The 19,298-nt window shown below is 40.6% G+C and carries 15 protein-coding genes; 10 read left to right on the forward strand and 5 right to left on the reverse strand.

All coding sequences use genetic code 11. The annotated features are described in order from the left end of the window. The first annotated feature begins 2 nt into the window (after window positions 1-2). The 5 genes from LVD17_RS11190 to LVD17_RS11210 all read left to right on the forward strand — a co-directional run bounded on the left by LVD17_RS11190 (window position 3) and on the right by LVD17_RS11210 (window position 7,755). Window positions 3-1,460, forward strand: a complete 1,458-nt coding sequence (locus LVD17_RS11190) for a SusD/RagB family nutrient-binding outer membrane lipoprotein (RefSeq protein WP_233766808.1) — start codon at window positions 3-5, stop codon at window positions 1,458-1,460. A 26-nt stretch (window positions 1,461-1,486) separates the two neighbouring features. Then, window positions 1,487-2,776, forward strand: a complete 1,290-nt coding sequence (locus tag LVD17_RS11195) for a PKD-like domain-containing protein (RefSeq protein ID WP_233766809.1) — start codon at window positions 1,487-1,489, stop codon at window positions 2,774-2,776. Window positions 2,777-2,871: 95 nt separating this feature from the next. Next, window positions 2,872-5,532, forward strand: a complete 2,661-nt coding sequence (locus LVD17_RS11200) for a TonB-dependent receptor (RefSeq protein WP_233766811.1) — start codon at window positions 2,872-2,874, stop codon at window positions 5,530-5,532. Between the two features lie 31 nt (window positions 5,533-5,563). After that, window positions 5,564-6,622, forward strand: coding sequence for a DUF4249 domain-containing protein (locus LVD17_RS11205; RefSeq protein WP_233766813.1), 1,059 nt, complete (start codon window positions 5,564-5,566; stop codon window positions 6,620-6,622). Window positions 6,623-6,651: 29 nt separating this feature from the next. Then, window positions 6,652-7,755: a DUF4249 domain-containing protein gene (locus LVD17_RS11210; RefSeq protein WP_233766814.1), complete on the forward strand. Its 1,104-nt coding sequence runs from the start codon at window positions 6,652-6,654 to the stop codon at window positions 7,753-7,755. Window positions 7,756-7,784: 29 nt separating this feature from the next. Here the strand turns inward: LVD17_RS11210 and LVD17_RS11215 are convergent, their stop codons facing one another. Genes LVD17_RS11215 through LVD17_RS11230 form a run of 4 tightly spaced genes read right to left on the reverse strand, consistent with a single transcriptional unit; the run spans window position 7,785 to window position 14,166 of the window. Beyond that, window positions 7,785-8,405, reverse strand: a complete 621-nt coding sequence (locus tag LVD17_RS11215) for a rhomboid family intramembrane serine protease (protein WP_233766816.1) — start codon at window positions 8,403-8,405, stop codon at window positions 7,785-7,787. A 48-nt stretch (window positions 8,406-8,453) separates the two neighbouring features. Continuing rightward, the gene (gene lpdA / locus LVD17_RS11220) at window positions 8,454-9,854 is read right to left on the reverse strand and encodes a dihydrolipoyl dehydrogenase (protein ID WP_233766817.1); all 1,401 of its coding nucleotides are present in this window, start codon (window positions 9,852-9,854) and stop codon (window positions 8,454-8,456) included. Between the two features lie 28 nt (window positions 9,855-9,882). After that, entirely contained in the window at window positions 9,883-11,424 is a 1,542-nt protein-coding gene (odhB, locus tag LVD17_RS11225; protein WP_233766818.1) for a 2-oxoglutarate dehydrogenase complex dihydrolipoyllysine-residue succinyltransferase, read from the reverse strand. A 24-nt stretch (window positions 11,425-11,448) separates the two neighbouring features. Next, the gene (locus tag LVD17_RS11230; RefSeq protein WP_233766820.1) at window positions 11,449-14,166 is read right to left on the reverse strand and encodes a 2-oxoglutarate dehydrogenase E1 component; all 2,718 of its coding nucleotides are present in this window, start codon (window positions 14,164-14,166) and stop codon (window positions 11,449-11,451) included. Between the two features lie 314 nt (window positions 14,167-14,480). Between LVD17_RS11230 and LVD17_RS11235 the strand changes: the two genes are divergently transcribed. From LVD17_RS11235 to rplS, 4 genes are all read left to right on the forward strand, one after another. Beyond that, a complete protein-coding gene (locus tag LVD17_RS11235; RefSeq protein ID WP_233766822.1) occupies window positions 14,481-15,047 on the forward strand; it encodes a 30S ribosomal protein S16 in 567 nt (188 codons plus the stop codon). A 5-nt stretch (window positions 15,048-15,052) separates the two neighbouring features. Next, the gene (rimM, locus tag LVD17_RS11240) at window positions 15,053-15,577 is read left to right on the forward strand and encodes a ribosome maturation factor RimM (protein ID WP_233766824.1); all 525 of its coding nucleotides are present in this window, start codon (window positions 15,053-15,055) and stop codon (window positions 15,575-15,577) included. Between the two features lies 1 nt (window position 15,578). Further along, on the forward strand, window positions 15,579-16,253 hold the full coding sequence (gene trmD / locus LVD17_RS11245) for a tRNA (guanosine(37)-N1)-methyltransferase TrmD (protein ID WP_233766826.1): 675 nt from the start codon (window positions 15,579-15,581) through the stop codon (window positions 16,251-16,253). A gap of 386 nt (window positions 16,254-16,639) precedes the next feature. After that, the gene (rplS, locus tag LVD17_RS11250; protein WP_233766828.1) at window positions 16,640-16,993 is read left to right on the forward strand and encodes a 50S ribosomal protein L19; all 354 of its coding nucleotides are present in this window, start codon (window positions 16,640-16,642) and stop codon (window positions 16,991-16,993) included. Window positions 16,994-17,070: 77 nt separating this feature from the next. Here the strand turns inward: rplS and fbaA are convergent, their stop codons facing one another. Then, window positions 17,071-18,144 (reverse strand): class II fructose-bisphosphate aldolase, encoded by a 1,074-nt coding sequence (fbaA, locus tag LVD17_RS11255; RefSeq protein ID WP_233766829.1) that lies wholly within the window; start codon window positions 18,142-18,144, stop codon window positions 17,071-17,073. Between the two features lie 195 nt (window positions 18,145-18,339). Here fbaA and accD point away from each other — a divergent pair, with 195 nt between their 5' ends. Then, window positions 18,340-19,179 carry an acetyl-CoA carboxylase, carboxyltransferase subunit beta gene (gene accD, locus LVD17_RS11260; RefSeq protein WP_233766831.1) on the forward strand — a complete coding sequence of 280 codons (840 nt, stop codon included), beginning with the start codon at window positions 18,340-18,342 and terminating at the stop codon, window positions 19,177-19,179. The last annotated feature ends 119 nt before the right edge of the window (window positions 19,180-19,298 follow it).

Below are 19,298 nucleotides of genomic sequence, written 5' to 3' on the forward strand. Positions count from 1 at the left end.
ATATGAGAAAATTACTATATATATCACTTCTTACCCTCTTTTTTGTAGGGTGTGATGATCGATTAGAGGATCTTAACACGGACAAAAGAAATCCGGCTGAGGTTGATCCTACATCTTTGTTTACAAGAGCATTACGCGAGTCGGTGGATATGATGGTTAGCATCAGTGTTAACAACAATCCATTTAACCTATATGCTCAGTACTGGGCGCAAACCACCTATCCTGATGAGAGTCAGTATAACTTAACTGGTAGATCTATTCCAAGAAACTTCTGGAGGAATGGATATCGTGAGTCGCTTAGCAATTTGAAAAATGCCAAGGGGTTAATTCAGGAACAGATCGAATCTGGTGTAACAGGGCTGCCTGAAGCAGTTCTGCAAAATAGAATTGCTTGTATAGATATAATGCAGGGATATATTTATTCGGTCATGGTAGATGCTTTTGGGAATATACCTTATACTGAAGCTCTTGACCCTGACAATTTGAGTCCGGCATATGATGATGCAAGAACTATTTATAATAGCATTGTTTCTAATCTGGATGCCGCAACCGCAGCCATTGATGCTGGTGCAGCAGGGTTTCCTACTGAGCAAGATCCTATGTATGAAGGTGAAATGAGCAACTGGGTTAAGTTTGCTAATTCTCTGAAATTCAGAATGGGTATGAGGCTTGCTGATGTGGATAAGTCGGCATCAGTAACCATTGTTAACGCGGCTTTATCTGCAGGTGTATTCACCAGCAACGATGATAATGCAGCTATGACGTATTATGGTGCTTCTCCAAATACCAGCCCGATCTATGAAGATTTGGTACTTAGTGGAAGACAAGATTTTGTAGCTGCTAACACCATTGTTGATAAAATGAACACTTTAAATGATCCTAGGAGGGAAGTTTATTTCAGAGAAAACCTTGGTGCTGGGGTATTTGAAGGTGGTACTTACGGTGATGCTAATAATTATTCTGGGTTTACTCAGGTGGGAGACATACTTCATACTCCTGAGTTGAAGGGCGTCATTTTAAACTATGCTGAGATTCAATTTTTGAAAGCTGAAGCTGCTGAAAGAGGCGGATATAATGTTAGTAGTGGCTCTAGTGCTGCAGCCGACTATTATAATTCAGGTATTATGGCTTCTTTTGATCAGTGGGGAGCAGAGGGATCTTCTTCTTATATATCTCAAATTGATGTTGCCTATGCTTCAGCTCCTGGTGATTGGAGACAAAAAATTGGTGTTCAGATGTGGCTCGCTCTTTACAACCAGGGATTTGAAGGATGGACTACTTGGAGAAGGTTAGATTTCGACGGTTTTAATGCACCTCCGGGAATGACCGTTGGCGATATACCTTTAAGGTTTACATACCCTCTTGAAGAGGCTCAGTTAAATGGCGAAGAGTATGCTAAAGCTGGTGCTGCTATAGGTGGGGATGATGTTTCTACCAAAGTCTTCTGGGACGTATTATAATCTGAACTCTAAAAAAGAATAATATAATGAAGAATAGAATATCGATATTTATATTGTCACTCATCACGGCCGTACTTTTTACGGCCTGTGGTGACGATGACTCAACTTTTAATGGTCCTTTCAGGCTTAATATAGCAGGATCAAGTGAGGTTAGACCTGAGTCTACCCATGAATATACTATTGGAGATTTTACTAGCCCAGATTCATATACCTGGACTGTTTCTGGTCCTGCTACTATAAGTGGTAGCGCTACAGGTAATACGATTACTGTAGATTTCGGTGAAGTTGGTGATGCTGTTATTACAGTAACTAACGGAACTGATACAGGCACATTCTCGGTTACTGTGGCTGAAACTGAGCCTGCTGTAACTGTATCATATAATGGCGCCGGAGTTTTGAGAAGCGGTGAGGCTGATACAGTGTTCTTTAAGTTTGCAGCTCCATTAGCTGCGGATCCAAGCTTTGCCATGAATACTTCAGACTCTACTCAATTTAATGGGGGTAATCCTTTCGTGTCAGGTACGTTAGGTCCATTGGTAAAAATGGATGAGGACTCTTACTATGCAATTTATACGGCGGGTGCAGGAAGTGGAACTCCTGAAGCACTGTTTCAGGATATTAAATCGACTCCCGCGTACGGTGGTGTAAATATTGATAGTGCATTTGTGAAACTTTATAGAGTTGATAATACAGCACCTGTTGCAACCATTGACTACTCAACACTATTGGCAAATGATAGTACTGTTGTTACCATTACTGTAACTTTTAGTGAAATGGTTATGGCTGCAGACCCCGCTACGGATAGCTCTTTGTTGATCTCATTTGATGGAAGTGTTACTGCTGCTATTGATACTTTGGAGGCTACGGATGATCCATTGGTTTATACTTACGATTATATCGTAAACGGAGGAGGAGATGGACAGGTTGAAGTAGCAATTACTAACATTGCCGACCTCGCTGGTAATACGTCTGAACTTCTGTCGTATAAATTAATTGTAGATAATACTGCCCCTACAGTGGATTGGCTTATTGAGCCCAATACAGGATATGTGGACTTATATTTTGCTGTAATAGATGGAACTTTCGGGTCTCCAGGCATAGGCTGGTACACTATTTATCCTGATGGCGCTGCAGCACCAACGAGTCTTGATGATTTTGAAAAAGGCATAGCCTCCGGTGTAGAGGTGATTCAAGCTAATAACTTTGCTTTAGTTTCTTTATCTCTTGACGCTGGTGATTATGATGTTTATCTGGTAGTAAGTGATCCAGCAGGCAATATTAGTACTCTTGCTATGGATAGTTTTACTGTGAATTAACCAATAAATATTACCATTCATATAAAAAGCCATTCCAAAAGCTGATTTTGGGATGGCTTTTTTTATTATTGTGCCAATCAATTGGACATGACGCAGTGAAAAGAAAAATTCTTGTTTTAATAATGGGGTTATGCGGGCTTTCGCTACAGGCGCAGAACCTTAAGGATGTTTTTGTCGAGCCCTCCGATAATGGTAAGGTTTTCTCAGATTTTTTACTCAGTCTTGAGAAGAAGCATAATGTAGATTTTATTTTTGACGAAAGGAAAATCCAGGCTTTAACAGTTAATGGTATTCAGGAAAGAACCAGAATCATAGATTATCTTGAATACTATCTGATACAGTACAAAGTAGTGAAAACTCATGATAATATTCTTTTCATAGTAGACAAGGATCTTGGAGAGGAGTTTGGAAAACGTAAGGATAATTATGTTGCGATTAAAAGCAATAAGGAAGGCAAGGTAACGCTGGAGGGTGTTGTTACTGACGCTGGGAGCAGTGATCCGATAGTTGGTGCTCAGGTTTATTTGCCTGCGATAAATAAGGGAGCTCTTACCGATGTTAATGGTAAGTTCAGTTTTGATGTATCGCCAGATACCTACAAATTGGATATTAGGTTTGTTGGTTACGAAACTACTACTTTGATTATAGCATTTAGCCCTTATGGTGATCAACAGCTTGTGGAATCTTCTATTTTTCCGGAGTCCAAGGAGTTGGAGGGAGTAACAATTACCGCGGAAAGAATCGATAGGAATGTTACCAGTGAACTTACTGGTGTAGAAGCACTGGGCATAGAGACTATTAAATCTTTGCCAACTTTTTTAGGGGAAGTTGACCCTATTAAGAGTTTGACGACTTTACCAGGAGTAAGTACGGTGGGCGAGTTATCGTCAGGATTCAATGTGAGAGGTGGAGAAACCGGACAAAATCTAATTTTACAAGACGGGGCTACTATATACAATCCTGCTCATATGTTTGGGTTCTTTTCAGCTTTTAATCCGGATATGGTTAGTGATGTCGTACTCTATAAAGGTGGGGGACCGGCTAATTTTGGTAGTAGGGTGTCTTCAGTGTTAGATGTAAAGCTTAGGAATGGCGATGCTGGTAAGCATAAGGTATCAGGTGGTGTCGGTCTGGTATCCAGTAGACTTACTGTTGAAGGACCCATTGTAAGAAGTAAATCTTCATATTTACTGGGTGGCAGAATTTCTTATAGCAATTGGTTATTAAAAGCTACTGATGATATACAACTACAGAATAGCTCGGCAGAGTTCTATGATGTAACCGCCAAGATTTTTCAAACAATAAATCAAAACAATTTTATAACCATTTCTGGATACAGAAGTAGCGATGGGTTTAGGTTGGCTAGTGACTCAACATTTAGCTGGGAGACTACTAATGCTTCAATACGCTGGGATCATACTTTTAATCAGGCTCTATCCTCTTCTTTAAATTTGGCAACCAGTAATTATCTGAGTAAGGTTGAAAACCCAGACCCTATTGATGGTTTTACATATAATAATGCTATCAATAACATTAGATTAAAAGCTGAATTAAACTATAATAAAGGTGATGTAGTAAAGCTACAAGCTGGATTGGAAGGTGAGGGTGTTGTTATTGAGCCTGGAAAACTTAAGCCTTTGGAAGACGGAAATAATGCAATTGCCTCTGACATGAATGATCAAAGGGCTCTGGAAACAGCGGCTTATATACAGTCCAATATTAAATTATCAGATAAATTTTCCTTATCAGCAGGTTTGAGGTATTCCCAATTTATGAGATTGGGTAGAGATGAAATTTATGAGTTTGATTACTCCAACATTAACGGAAGATATCCGACGGTTAGCGATACATTGGTATATAGCAATGGAGAAGTTATTGATACTTATGGAGGTTTTGAACCGAGGGTTTCATTAAGATATTTGCTGTCGCCGAGCGCTTCACTTAAGGCCAGTTATTATAGGGGTTATCAATATCTCCATCTCATTTCCAACACTACCTCCACTACTCCACAGGATTATTGGGTTGCCAGTGGCCCTTATCTGAAGCCTGCAATGGGTGATCAGTTTTCGTTAGGACTTTTCAAGAATTTTAAGGACAATGTGTATGAGCTTTCTGTGGAGGGCTTTTATAAGGAGATATCCAACTCTATAGATTACATTGAGGGTGCTGATATAACACTAAATCCTTCATTAGAGGCTGGTCTTACCTCAGGTAAAGGATTGGCATATGGTGTAGAGTTTTTATTGAAGAAGAATCAGGGTACAGTTAATGGATGGGTTGCTTATACATTTTCCAGAAGTTTAAGAAAGTTTGATTCTGACCTGCATGAGACGAAAGTGATTAACCAGGGAGATTATTACCCGGCTACTTACGATCAACCGCATAACCTTTCTCTGATATTCAATTATCGTTTAAGTGCGAGAACGACATTTTCAACAAACTTCAGCTATAGTACAGGCAGACCAATTACGATACCGGTGTCTAAATTTTCCTATGATGCATATTTGTCAGTTCTGAACTATTCGGAAAGAAATGAATATAGGATTCCGGACTATCATCGTCTGGACCTTTCGTTAACCATAAAGGATAAGCCAAGGAAGAACAAAAGATTTATGGGAGAATGGATAATATCTATATTCAATGTGTACAGCAGGAATAACGCCTATTCAATCTTTTTTGACAGGTATGGTAAAGCCAGTAAGCTTTCAGTTTTGGGAAGTGCATTTCCTTCGATATCATATAACTTCACTTTTTAAAGAGATGTTCCGGAGGTTATTAGCTTGTTTATTGATCTTGCTTATTGGCGGATGCATTGAGCCATACGAGTTTGTAATCAATGATGGCTCCCCTGTACTTGTGGTAGAAGGATTTATTTCTGATGCTTCATATGATGAGACGCTAGAATATCCCAGTGATGGCAGGTATTTCTATGTAAAGCTCAGCTACACCAGCGATGTGACTAACCGTAGAGGTGCAGCAGTGACGGGAGCAACTGTCACACTTGAACGCGAAGGTGGGTCAACGTGGGTATACTCAGAGAGGCAAGAAGGGAAGTATTTACTGCTGGATAATGGTTTTAAAGCTTTGGCTGACAGCAGATATCGGTTGGTTATAGAACTTGCCAACGGAGAACAATATGAAAGCGAATGGGAGGCAATGCCGAGCATAAATCCAGTACCTGTTGGAAGAGTGTCATTTGAAGAAACCAAAGAACTTGCATACAAATATGTAGGCCAGGAAGAAGTTATCCGGGAAGTGCAGGGTATTGATCTTAAAATAGGTCTACCTGATAATAAAACTCAAAATTCAATCTACTATCTCTGGAAATTCGAACCTACTTGGATGTTCAAAGCCCCCCTTCACCCTCCGGTAAATGAAACATGCTGGATAAGCAGCGATGTGTACTTATCCGGTTTTGTGCTGCATGAAGATAATGTTGGAGGTTATGATAAGAAGCTTTTTTTTATAGAGACAGTTGGTAATGAACGCTTTCTTTGGGATTTCTCGCTCTTAGTGAAGCAGTTTATCGTTAACAAGGGATACTACCAGTTCATGAGTGATATTCAAGAGCAAACAAATTCTTCTCTAAGTGACGCTCTGCCTTATAATTTACAATCTAATATAAAAGCGAAAGGCGGTGTTAGGGTAAATGGGTACTTTGCTGTAGTTAAGGAAAGGGCTACGCGGTGGTACTTTAGTCAGAGAGATCTTTCATATACCCTTAAAAATAGTATTGAAGAATATTGTTTAAATCCTCTTACTGATAAAGGACCTTTATGTTGGGACTGTATGGCTTATGGCAGTGGAAACCCAAGTGAGGAGCCACCTGTTTGGTGGGATAAATAAAAGTCGCATTTAGTGTAATTTAATAAGATATGGGTACTAGGTTTTTTTATGCATTGCTTTTTACCATTGTTTTTGGGTGCATTGAGCCATATGAATTTGTTATTAAGAATGATGCCCCCACACTAGTTGTTGAGGGGTTTATTACGGACATCTCATATAATCAATCTAAGGCATACCCGAGTGATGGCCGTTACTTTAATGTTAAGCTAAGCTATACAAGTGATGTGACAAATAAGAGAGGAGAAGCTGTTACCGGAGCAACGGTACAGCTAGTCTCCAATGAGGAAAAAGGGTGGTTATACAATGAGGTTAGTGGGGGTGAATATGTCCTGCAAAATGAAGATTTTGCAGCAAGACCCGGTGTAAAATATAAGCTTTTGATATCCATATCGGACGGAGACACTTTTGAGTCAGAGTGGCTTGGCCTGCCAGAAGTGGAAGAACAGGAAATGGGAGAAATATCCTTTAAAGAGTTATCGAAGGAAGTTTATGAGATTGTGGCCGGTGAGAAAAAGGTTAGAACTGTAGAAGGTATTTCCTTACAAGTGGATATACCGAAAAACGAAGGCCATGAGCCCCGATACTACAAATGGCATACGGAACCTATTTGGGAGTATACTGTACCGTTGAGGCCTTATGTTAATAAAACATGCTGGATACGCAGTAACACATATTTGTCAAGTTATACGTTACAGGAAGATTATGTTGGGGGGTACTCAAATTCCCTTTTTTTTATGGAAACACATGGAAATGAAAGACTGTTCGAAAGGTTTTCTCTGCTGGTCAGGCAATATTTGCTAAGCAAAGAGGATTATTACTTTTTTTCCGAATTACAGGAACAGGCAACATCAGGGGCCTTCTTTGATAAGCCTCCCTATAATTTAAAAACAAATATTTCCAGTGTTGAGAGCAATAAAAAGGTAGTGGGATATTTCTGGATTGCGTCCGAACAGGCCAGGAGATGGTACTTTGACATATACGATCTTTCTTACCCTGTAAATAATCACTTACTTGAAGAGTGTCTCAAACCTTACGGTCCTCCTGCTATGGGGGAGATTGATCCATGTAAAGATTGCCTTGGATATCCCAATGGCACTCCCTCATTGGAGAAGCCGGAATGGTGGATCAGATAGACAGAGAGTAAAGGGTATGCTTACTACTTTCAGAATAAACTAAAATTACTTAGCTGATCAATGAAATGAGGAATTATCTTAGGATAAACTAATATCGTAAAAACAACTCCAAATAAGCTTCCGTAAAGATGGGCATCGTGATTTATATTATCACCGGCCCTTTTTCCCATGTAAACAGAATATAATATGTATAACGCAGCCCAGGCAATGCCAGGAAGTCCAATGAGACCATATAAATATAACTTTTGTGCAGGGGCAAAAAGTATGAAGCTAAACAATACAGAAGCCACCCCTCCTGAAGCACCTAAAGCATTGTAATAAGCATGATTCTTGTGCTTGAGATAAGTAGGAATATCTGAAACGATAATACCTAAAATGTAAAGTGCAACAAAAATAAATTTTCCTAATGTACCGTAGATAGCGGCAAAGACATATTCAACCTGTTCACCAAACATCCAGAGTACGAGCATGTTGAAGAGCAGGTGAATAAAATCATTATGGATAAATCCAGAGGTAATGAAGCGGTAGTATTGCTTGTATTCATTTACACTATACGGATTGAAAATCCATTTCCTTAGAATATCCTGATTATTCCAGGCATAAAGACTGGTAAGTACAGTGATGATTACGAGTATTAAAGTCACGGACATAGACTGGAGAAGTTAATGCCCGGAATCTGTATTCCGGGCATATCTTATTTAAATGTGAATTGGTCTGTTGGCTGTTGCGGCAAGGCAAGCTTCCTTCACTGCCTCCATATAGGTAGGGTGAGCGTGCGACATGCGTGATACATCTTCGGTAGCGGCTCTAAACTCCATGGCAGTAACTCCGGCTGCTATCATATCAGCTGCCCTTGCCCCTATGATATGAATGCCTAAAATCTCATCAGTCTGTTTATCAGCAAGAACCTTTACCTGACCATCTACATCCATACTTGCTCGGGCTCTGCCCAGCGCTTTAAAAGGGAACGAGCCTGTTTTATAGGGTCTTCCTTCTTCCTTAAGTTCCTCCTCTGTATAGCCTACACTTGCCACCTCAGGCCAGGTATAGACCACACCTGGTATCAGACGATAGTTAATATGAGGTTTCTGGCCAGCGAACTGTTCGGCCACCATGGTACCTTCTTCTTCTGCTTTATGAGCAAGCATTGCGCCTTTCACCACGTCTCCTATAGCGTAGATATTGTCAATGTTGGTTTTTAGGTGGTTGTCAACCTCTATTCGGCCACGGTCGTCAGTTTTAACGCCAACGTTCTCCAGCCCAAGGCCCATAGTATAAGGCTTCCTGCCAATGGCCACAAGACAATAGTCACCTTTAATTTCAACGGTGTTGCCCTTTTTATCTTCTGCCTTGACCAGGACTTCCTTACCCTTGGTTTCTACAGAGGTAACCTTATGGCTCACTTTAAAATCTATACCTAACTTTTTGGTAGCCCGGGTTAATTCTTTGCCCATCGTTCCGTCCATTGTAGGTATAATCCTGTCCATGTACTCTACTACGGTAACCTTAGAGCCAATTCGCGCATAGACAGAGCCAAGCTCCATGCCTATCACTCCACCGCCAATTACGATCAGGTGCTTGGGTATTTCCTTTAACTCCAAAGCTTCTGTACTACTGATAACCCGCTTTTTGTCTATTTTAGCGAAGGGCAGGTCTGCTGGCTTAGAACCTGTTGCAATGATTACTTTGTCAGTTTTTATTTCCTTGGCATCACCCTTTTCAGGAGTAATTTTAATAGTGTTCTTGTCTACAAACGAACCAACTCCATGGTGAACATCTATTTTATTTTTCTTCATCAAAAAATCGATGCCATCGCAGGTTTGCTTTACAACACTGGCCTTTCGGTCAATCATTTGCTTTAAGTTCACCTTCGGTTTGCTTATCTCAATACCGTGCTCTCCAAAATGCGTAATAGCATTATGATAGTGCTCTGTGGAGTCCAGCAATGCTTTGGATGGAATACACCCCACATTCAGACATGTTCCCCCAAGGGTGTTATACTTTTCAATAATGGCTGTTTTGAAGCCAAGCTGTGCAGAGCGGATAGCAGCAACATATCCACCTGGCCCTGAGCCAATTACTGTTACGTCGTATTGCATGTTAATATGTTTTAAACTAAAGTTTTATTTATACGCCCAACATTAAGCGAGCCGGATCTTCAAGCAGTTCTTTTACCCTTACCAAGAAGCTTACCGACTCTCGGCCGTCAATAATACGGTGATCGTATGACAGCGCAACATACATGATAGGTCTGACCTGTACTTCACCATTGATAACCACTGGTCTTTCTACAATGTTGTGCATTCCCAATATTGCCGATTGAGGAGCATTTATGATTGGGGTTGAAAGCATTGAACCGAATACACCTCCATTAGTAATAGTGAAAGTACCTCCGCTCATTTCATCAATAGTTAGCTTACCATCACGAGCTTTGCCTGCAAGCCTGATGATTTCGCTTTCAATACCCTGGAAGTCCATTGATTCGGCATTTCTGATAACAGGCACCACAAGTCCTCTTGGTGTAGAAACAGCGATAGAAACATCACAGTAATCATGATACACTATTTCTTCGCCATCAATGGCAGCATTTACCGCAGGCCACTCTCTGAGAGCCTGGCAGCATGCCTTGGTGAAGAATGACATAAAACCCAGACCCACACCATATTTCTCCTTAAACTGGTCTTTGTACTTCTTACGGAGATCCATCACCGGTTTCATGTCTACCTCGTTAAAGGTAGTAAGCATTGCCGTTTCATTTTTAACAGCTACCAGTCGTCTGGAGATAGTTTTACGCAGGTTTGTCATTTTTTCTCTGCGTTCATCTCTTGCCCCTGAAGGACTTGCGCTGGTCTGGGCCGGTTTAGAAGCTTCTTTTGCTGCTGGTTGGGTAGCCTTTTGAGCTTTTTCAGCATCTTCTTTTGTGATACGTCCGTCTACTCCGGTACCTTTTACATCTTTTGCGCTGATCCCCTTTTCTTCAAGTATTTTAGCGGCAGCAGGAGACGGGTGGCCTGTTGCATAAGTTTTTTCATCGGATACGGGCGCTGATTGACTTTCAGCTTTTTTCTCCTGAGATGTGGAAGAAGTTGTGCCGGAAGGCTTTCCTTCCATAACTTCTATCTTGCATAGAAGGGCTCCTATCTCCAGAGTATCTCCTTCGTTAGCAACTGTGCGAAGTATTCCGTTGGCCTCGGCAGGTAGTTCGAATGTTGCCTTATCAGACTCGATTTCAGCAATAGTTTCATCAAGTTCAACAAAGTCACCATCTTTTTTAAACCATGAGGCGAGTGTAACTTCAGTGATTGACTCTCCAAGCTCGGAAACATGCATTTCTTTTATTTCTCCCGTTTTCTTGGCTTCCCCGGATCCATTGGAAGAGCCGGAGTCAGCAGTTTTTTCTTTGGAAGAGTTGTCACTTTTACCGCCGGCTTTGGCATCGGTATCGATCTCGGCTATTACAGCGCCTACAGCAACTGTATCTCCTTCGTTGGCTTTGATGCGTAACACGCCCGAAGCTTCTGCGGGAAATTCCTGAGTAGCTTTGTCAGTTTCAATTTCAGCAATGATTTCGTCCTGTTCTACATAGTCTCCGTCGCTTTTTAACCACGAGCCGATAACTACTTCGGTGATTGATTCACCTACTTCAGGAATTTTGATTTCTAAACTCATCGGAATATATTTTTTAATGTGTTATTACTTGTCAAATGCTTTTTCTATTATACGAGCTTGCTCTATTTTATGTACTTTGGCATAACCTGTTGCCGGAGAGGCGCTGGCCTTTCTGGAGATTAACTCCAGCTTAGTGCCCTCCATGAAACGCATGATAAACCACCAGTAGCCCATGTTAGAAGGTTCTTCCTGTACCCAGTATAGATCCGCGTTTTTGTATTGCTTCAGCACTTTCTCCAACTGCTTTTTAGGGAAAGGATATAGCTGCTCAATTCTGACAATGGCAATGTCCTTAATTTTTTCCTTTTCCTGCTCTTCCAGCAGATCATAGTAAACTTTACCACTGCAAAGAAGTACTCGCTTAACCGATTTTTTAGTTACATAACTGTCATCAATTACTTCCTGAAATTTGCCATGGGTGAAATCCGTTATTGGAGATACTACCTTCGGGTGTCTCAATAGTGATTTCGGAGAGAATACTACGCAAGGTTTTCTGAAATTCCAGGTTACTTGTCTTCTAAGCAAATGGAATATGTTTGCCGGAGTAGTACAATTAGCAGCAATCATATTTTCCTCAGCAGCAAGCTGTAAAAATCTCTCCGGTCTGGCATTAGAGTGCTCTGGTCCCTGCCCTTCATAACCGTGAGGAAGCAACATGACAAGGCCATTCATGCGCTGCCATTTGGATTCAGCACTTGTGATGAACTGGTCTATCATTACCTGAGCTCCGTTTGCAAAATCTCCAAATTGTGCTTCCCAGAGAACTAACGCGTTTGGTGTGGCCATGGCATAGCCATATTCGAAACCTAAAACACCAAACTCAGAAAGTAAGGAGTTATAGATTTGAAATTTCTGCTGGCCTTCCTCAATATGATTAAGATTGCAATAGGGTTCATTAGTATTTGCATCGAAAACGAAGGAGTGCCTGTGAGAGAATGTACCCCTTTTGACATCCTGCCCCGACATCCTTACAAGTTTCTGCTCGGTTAATAGAGATCCGTAAGCCAGCAATTCGGCATCAGCCCAGTTTAGTTCATGCTTCTCAAAGAAATTAACTTTTCGGTCTTTAATTAACTTATCTATTTGCTTTAGAGGTTTAAAGCCTTTAGGGAGTGATGTTAGAGCTTTTGCTACCTTGTCAACTACTTTCTGGTCAATGCTAGTGTCAGGAGATTCGTCAAAATCCTCAGGTTTAGCCCTGTGTAATTGTTGCCATTCCTCTTCCACTTTTTGAGGTTTGTATGGCAGTGGCTTTTGCTTCACTTCATTCAGTCTGTCCTGAAGCAGGTCTCTGAATTCTTTATCTAATTTTTTCGCTTTTTCTTCATCTATGTCACCACGTTCTATAAGTGTCTTTACATAGATTTCTCTTGGGTTAGGGTGCTTGGCAATAAGACTGTAGAGTTTTGGCTGTGTAAACTTCGGCTCATCAGCTTCGTTATGGCCATGTCTTCTATAGCATAGCAAGTCAAGGAAAATATCCTTGCCAAATTTTTGATTGTATTCTACAGCCAGCTTGGATGCAAACACTACAGCCTCGGGATCATCCCCATTGATGTGAAGTACCGGAGCATCTATAATTTTAGCCACATCGGTACAGTAAATACTTGATCTGGCATCGTCATAATCAGTGGTAAATCCTACCTGGTTGTTTATTACAAAATGTATGGTTCCGCCGGTAGTATAACCATCAAGTTCTGACATCTGAATTATCTCATAAACAAGTCCCTGGCCTGCTACTGCTGCATCTCCATGTATAAGGATCGACATAGCCTTTTTACTGTCTCCATGGTACTCGTCATCTATCTGGCCCCTGGTATAACCTAGTACTACTGGATCCACTGCTTCAAGGTGTGAAGGGTTCGGTGTAAGCTTTACATACACGTCCTTATTAGACCCTGTTTTAATTCGGCTGGAATAACCCATGTGATATTTTACGTCACCATCACCCATAGTCAGGTCAGGGTCAGTGGTACCCTCAAACTCACTGAATATTTCTTCGTATGTTTTGCCCATGATGTTAGTAAGCACATTAAGACGGCCCCTGTGAGCCATGCCTATTACCACTTCCTTTACATCAAAATTTGCAGCATAATGTATGATTTGATCAAGTGCAGGGATGGTGTTCTCCCCTCCTTCCAGGGAAAATCTTTTTTGCCCAAGGAATTTTGTATGGAGAAAATTCTCGAATACTACGGCTTCATTGAGTTTGCTAAGCATCCTTTGCTTTGTTTCTTTGTCAGGGTTGGTATCAAGGGCTTCCTTTTCACATTTCCTTTTAAACCAATCCAATATTTCCGAGTCACGGATGTGCATGTACTCAAAACCTATATGCCCCAAATAGATTTTGTCAAGGGTTTCAATAATCTTTTTCAGACTGGCCCTACCAAGCCCTATTTCACTACCTACTTCAAACTCTTTGTTCAGGTCACTGTCAGACAAACCGAAGTCTTTGTAAGATAGTGTTACGTTATGGTTACGCCGTTTACGTACCGGGTTGGTGTCAGATTTCAAATGTGCCCTTGAACGGTATGCATGAATCAGGTTACGCACCTGTGTCTCTTTGGAGATTTCTTCAGAGGTGGCATGTCCGTTTTCGCCAAACTTTTGGAGGGAAAACTCAAAACCTTCGAAAAACTTCTGCCATGACTGGTCTACCGATGAAGGATCTTGCTTGTAAGATTGATAAAGCTCATCCAGATAGTGGCCGTGAGCGTTGGAAATGTAGGAATATTTATCCATGGGTCTGTTCTTGTGAAATTGTAAAACAAATGTAGGTAAGATATATACAATTAAAAAACCGTTTATTCGTTTTTGCGAATTTGTCTCATTTTCAGATACTTACAATTATTTTAAGAGCAACTTTCTCTGATTATCATTGGAAACGTTTAATAAACGTATTTGTTTTCCTTAGATTCAACTCCAGCCCTATGTGAAAAAGTAACTTACTCCCCCTTTGTTTTTTGTGTTATGTGAATTATTTCAAAAATAAACCTTATCTTTGCAGTCTTTTAAAGGGCGGACGTGATCCGTAGTTTTAGAAACCAAATATAAAAATGGCAGTAAAAATCAGATTGGCCCGTAGAGGTCGCAAAAAACAAGCATTGTACGATGTAGTCGTAGCAGATGCGAGAGCACCACGAGATGGTCGCTACATTGAAAAGATCGGTAGATACAACCCGAATACTGATCCTGCAACTATTGATTTGAATGAAGAGAGAGCTTTCCATTGGGTGATGAACGGAGCGCAACCTACTGATACAGTAAGGGCGATGCTTTCCTACCGTGGAATTATGCTTAAAAAGCACCTTCAAATCGGAGTTAATAAAGGAGCTATATCGCAAGAGGAGGCAGACAAGAAATTCGAAGCTTGGTTGAACGAGAAAGAATCTAAGATCGAGTCTAAGAAAGATAAAATAGCCAAGGAAGCTGCTGCTAGCGCCAAAGCCAGAAAAGAAGCAGAAACTAAAGTGAAAGAAGCAAGAGCTGAAGCGTTGAAGAAGAAAAACGTGGTTGAGGAAGAAGCTCCAAAGGCTGAGGAAGAGGCAACAGAAACGGCTGAGGTTACTGAAGAACCTAAAGGCGAAACTCCTGCGGAAGGAGAAGAGAATAAAGGAGAATAATAGCTATGAATATTGGTGAGTGTTTCCAACTTGGTTACGTCATCAAGAAGCATGGCTTGAGTGGAGAGGTTAGCATTTTACTTGATGTAGACCATCCACATGAATATCAGAAACTGGAATCAGTTTTCATTGAAATAAATGATAAACTGGTTCCTTTTTTTATTGAGTCCATTTCTATTAAAGGGAATAAGGCCATTGTTAGACTAGAGGATGTCACCACGGCAGAGCAAGCAGATGATCTAAAAAGCAGAGGCTTGTTTTTACCGCTTACCATGCTTCCTGAATTGAAGGGAGATAAGTTTTACTATCATCAGGTTATTTCATACCATGTAATAGACGTGACGGCGGGTGATATAGGTACTATAATGAACGTTTACACCTCCCCCAATCAGGACCTGCTGGCGGTTGATCATTATGGAAAGGAGGTGTTGATTCCTATCAATAATGAAATCATTGGCGAAGCTGATCATGAGAAAAAAACTCTCAACGTTAATCTTCCCGAGGGGCTGCTGGACGTTTACTTAGAATAATATGAGAATAGATATCATTACATGTCTGCCTCGCTTGTTAGACAGTCCGTTTTCTGATTCGATTCTGCAGCGCGCTCAGAAGAAGGGCCTTGTAGAGGTTAGTATTCATGATTTACGAAAATACTCTACCGATAAACATCAAAAAATTGATGACTATGCTTTTGGTGGCGGTGCTGGTATGGTGATGATGATAGAACCTATCGCTAACTGCATTCGAGATTTACAATCTCAGCGGATGTATGATGAAATAATATATATGAGTCCTGACGGCGAGCAGTTCACCCAAAGTATGGCTAATCAACTTTCATTGTATGAAAATATAATTATACTTTGCGGACATTACAAAGGTGTTGATGAACGAGTCAGAGAGCATTTTGTGACCAGGGAAATTAGTATTGGTGATTATGTTTTGTCCGGTGGTGAGTTGGCCGCAGCTGTAGTTTCCGACGCTATTATCCGTTTGCTTCCGGGGGTTTTGTCTGACGAGACCTCTGCATTGACTGACTCATTTCAGGACGACCTTGTGGCTCCGCCTGTTTATACGAGACCTGCCAGTTTTGAAGGTATGGAGGTGCCGGAAGTCCTGCTTTCAGGTCATGAAAAGAAGATAGAGGACTGGCGTTTTAATCAGGCAGTAGAAAGAACCAGGAAAAGAAGGCCGAATCTGCTTAAATAGCTTTGAAACTTTCTTGTATGCTTAAAAAAACAAAGGGCCTTAGAGTAATACCTGTGTAACTCTGAAGGCCCTGAGTCCAACCACCTCAGCTATTTTTGTATTGTTTGTTTAGGTAATTAAGGATTTCTGTTTTATAACCTTAGTCAAGTACATTAAATAGCCTTTCAAAACTACAGGTTTTTATAAAGTTTGCGAATCGTATATTGTAAGTTCCTTCTTGGTTAATAAACTATAGAGGAGATGGATTGTTCAGTTTTGACAAGCAATAATTAAACAAAAATATTTTAATACATTTTATATTTTTAACATGGTATCGTGTATTTATAAAATTATTATTATATTTGCAGTCCGATTTTTGGAACAGAGACTTTTTAGCGATAGAAATCATGAACGATATTATCAAATCATTGGAAGCAGAAAACAACGAGAGAAGAGCTTCATTCCCTTCTTTCAAGGCTGGAGATACTGTTAACGTACACGTAAAAATTACTGAGGGTAACAAAGAAAGGATCCAGCAATTCCAGGGTACAGTAATACAAAGGAGACATCCAAATTCTAACGGTGAGACGTTCACAGTAAGAAAGGTTTCCAATGGTATTGGTATCGAAAGAATATTCCCTATTTTATCACCTAGTATCGAAAAAATTGATGTGGTGAGAAGAGGTAAAGTAAGAAGAGCAAGGCTTTATTACCTGAGAGGAAGACAAGGTAAAGCAGCAAGGATCAAAGAGAAATTGTAATCCCTTCTACTTAGTTAATGAATAAAAAAAGATCGTCAATTTGACGATCTTTTTTTATTTAAAGGTTTGTAAGCGTTTTAGTTAAGCGTATCAATGTTATTAAGGTCCTCGCAGGCCTTTTTCAAGCGTGCTTTAAATGTCTCCTCACCTTTACGAAGCCAAACACGAGGGTCATAGTACTTTTTGTTAGGAACGTCGTCGCCTTCAGGGTTTCCTATTTGTCCTTGCAGATACCCTTCATTAGACTGATAGTATTGGCGGATGCCGTCCCAATATGCCCATTGCAGGTCCGTGTCAATATTCATTTTGATAACTCCGTATGAAATACCTTCTCTGATTTCTTCCACTGTAGAGCCTGAACCTCCATGGAATACGAAATCAACTGGTTTTTCGCTGGTATTGTATTTTTTCTGAATATAGTCTTGCGAATTTTTTAGGATAACAGGTGTCAACTTTACATTGCCGGGTTTATACACGCCATGAACATTTCCAAATGCGGCGGCTATGGTAAATTTATCGCTGACTTTTCTTAATTCTTCATATGCATAGGCCACCTCTTCAGGCTGCGTATACAATTTAGAACTGTCTATTCCTGTATTATCAACACCGTCTTCTTCACCACCGGTAACTCCAAGCTCAATTTCCAGAGTCATGTCCATTTTGCTCATGCGTTCGAGGTATCGTTTACAGATTTCAATGTTCTCTTCCAATGACTCTTCTGAAAGGTCAATCATGTGAGAGCTGTATAGTGACTTGCCATGTACCTTATAAAAGTCCTCGCCGGCAGTTAGCATACCATCAATCCATGGCAGAAGCTTTTTCGCGGCATGATCGGTATGGAGTATTACTCTTGCACCATATTGCTCGGCAAGCATATGAACATGGTGTGCGCCAGAAACGGCTCCGGCAATAGCTGCTTTTTGGTCTGTATTAGACAGCCCTTTGCCGGCATAGAAGCTCGCACCTCCGTTAGAAAACTGGATAATAATCGGAGAATTCAATTCGCTGGCGGTCTCCATTACTGCATTAACAGAGTTTGTGCCGACTACGTTTACCGCGGGAAGGGCGAATTGCTTTTCTTTTGCAAACTGGAAAAGTTTCTGAACATCATCACCGGTCAAGACTCCGGCTTTAAATTGTGAAGCGGACATTTTTTATTCTTTTATAGGTTAGATAATAATAATTAGCTTTAAAAGCCTTGCAAATAAACTAAATAATTCAAGTTGGTCACATTCTTAAGGCTAATTTTTGAAAGCTGACCGATACTGTAGATATTTGCAATGATTATATTACTTATATTGACTAGTCATATCCTGTAAAGGATTGATACATATAAAATTAACCTAATGAGCTGGTTCAAAAGAAAAGACAAAGGTATTCAAACTCCGACAGAAGCTAAAAAAGAGGCTCCTGATGGGCTTTGGTTTAAGACTCCAAGTGGCAAAATTGTTCACACCAGAGAGTTGAAAAATAATGCATATGTAAGCCCGGAAGATGGCTACCATGCAAGAATAGGATCCAGAGAGTATTTTGAAATACTTTTTGACAACAACAAATTTACCGAGCTTGATCCTGAAATGGAATCTGCCGATCCGCTTAAATTTACAGATAGCAAGCCCTACCCTGATAGAATAAAGGCAACTCAATCCAAAACTGACCTTAAGGATGCTGTTCGTACTGCATACGGCAAGCTTAACGGGATCGACATCACTATTGCCTGTATGGATTTTAATTTTATTGGAGGTTCTATGGGTTCAGTAGTGGGCGAGAAGATTGCTCGGGCTATTGACCATTCTCTTAAGGAAAAGATTGCATTTTTGATGATTTCCAAATCGGGAGGCGCCAGAATGATGGAGGCAGGCCTGTCATTAATGCAGATGGCAAAGACTTCAGCGAAACTTGCACTGCTTAGCGAAGAGAAAATACCATATATTTCATTGCTTACCGACCCTACAACCGGTGGAGTAACAGCCTCTTATGCCATGTTGGGTGACTTCAATATAGCCGAACCAGGTGCTTTGATTGGTTTTGCGGGACCGAGGGTGATCAGGGAGACCATTGGCAAGGACCTGCCTAAGGGTTTTCAAAGTGCAGAATTTGTTCTGGAGCACGGATTCCTGGATTTTATTGTGGACAGAAGAAATTTGAAAAGCAAACTTGCTATTTTGCTTAAAATGCTTCAATAGAAATTTGTATAAAATTATAGATTTGAGGATCTCAGTTAGCGTACGCTGGCTGAGATTTTTTGTTTAATAGGTTTCTTTTATGGTGGGTAAGAGCTGTTATATGTCTTCTTATAAACGCT

This window comes from Fulvivirga ulvae, from assembly GCF_021389975.1.
GTDB classification, from domain to species: Bacteria; Bacteroidota; Bacteroidia; order Cytophagales; family Cyclobacteriaceae; genus Fulvivirga; species Fulvivirga ulvae.

Bases quoted from the DNA above. Each gene is read 5' to 3' on its own strand.
- LVD17_RS11190 (WP_233766808.1), top strand. From the start codon at position 3: ATGAGAAAATTACTATATATATCACTTCTTACCCTCTTTTTTGTAGGG.
- LVD17_RS11195 (WP_233766809.1), top strand. From the start codon at position 1,487: ATGAAGAATAGAATATCGATATTTATATTGTCACTCATCACGGCCGTA.
- LVD17_RS11210 (WP_233766814.1), top strand. From the start codon at position 6,652: ATGGGTACTAGGTTTTTTTATGCATTGCTTTTTACCATTGTTTTTGGG.
- LVD17_RS11215 (WP_233766816.1), bottom strand. From the start codon at position 8,405: ATGTCCGTGACTTTAATACTCGTAATCATCACTGTACTTACCAGTCTT.
- lpdA (WP_233766817.1), bottom strand. From the start codon at position 9,854: ATGCAATACGACGTAACAGTAATTGGCTCAGGGCCAGGTGGATATGTT.
- odhB (WP_233766818.1), bottom strand. From the start codon at position 11,424: ATGAGTTTAGAAATCAAAATTCCTGAAGTAGGTGAATCAATCACCGAA.
- LVD17_RS11230 (WP_233766820.1), bottom strand. From the start codon at position 14,166: ATGGATAAATATTCCTACATTTCCAACGCTCACGGCCACTATCTGGAT.
- LVD17_RS11235 (WP_233766822.1), top strand. From the start codon at position 14,481: ATGGCAGTAAAAATCAGATTGGCCCGTAGAGGTCGCAAAAAACAAGCA.
- rimM (WP_233766824.1), top strand. From the start codon at position 15,053: ATGAATATTGGTGAGTGTTTCCAACTTGGTTACGTCATCAAGAAGCAT.
- trmD (WP_233766826.1), top strand. From the start codon at position 15,579: ATGAGAATAGATATCATTACATGTCTGCCTCGCTTGTTAGACAGTCCG.
- rplS (WP_233766828.1), top strand. From the start codon at position 16,640: ATGAACGATATTATCAAATCATTGGAAGCAGAAAACAACGAGAGAAGA.
- fbaA (WP_233766829.1), bottom strand. From the start codon at position 18,144: ATGTCCGCTTCACAATTTAAAGCCGGAGTCTTGACCGGTGATGATGTT.
- accD (WP_233766831.1), top strand. From the start codon at position 18,340: ATGAGCTGGTTCAAAAGAAAAGACAAAGGTATTCAAACTCCGACAGAA.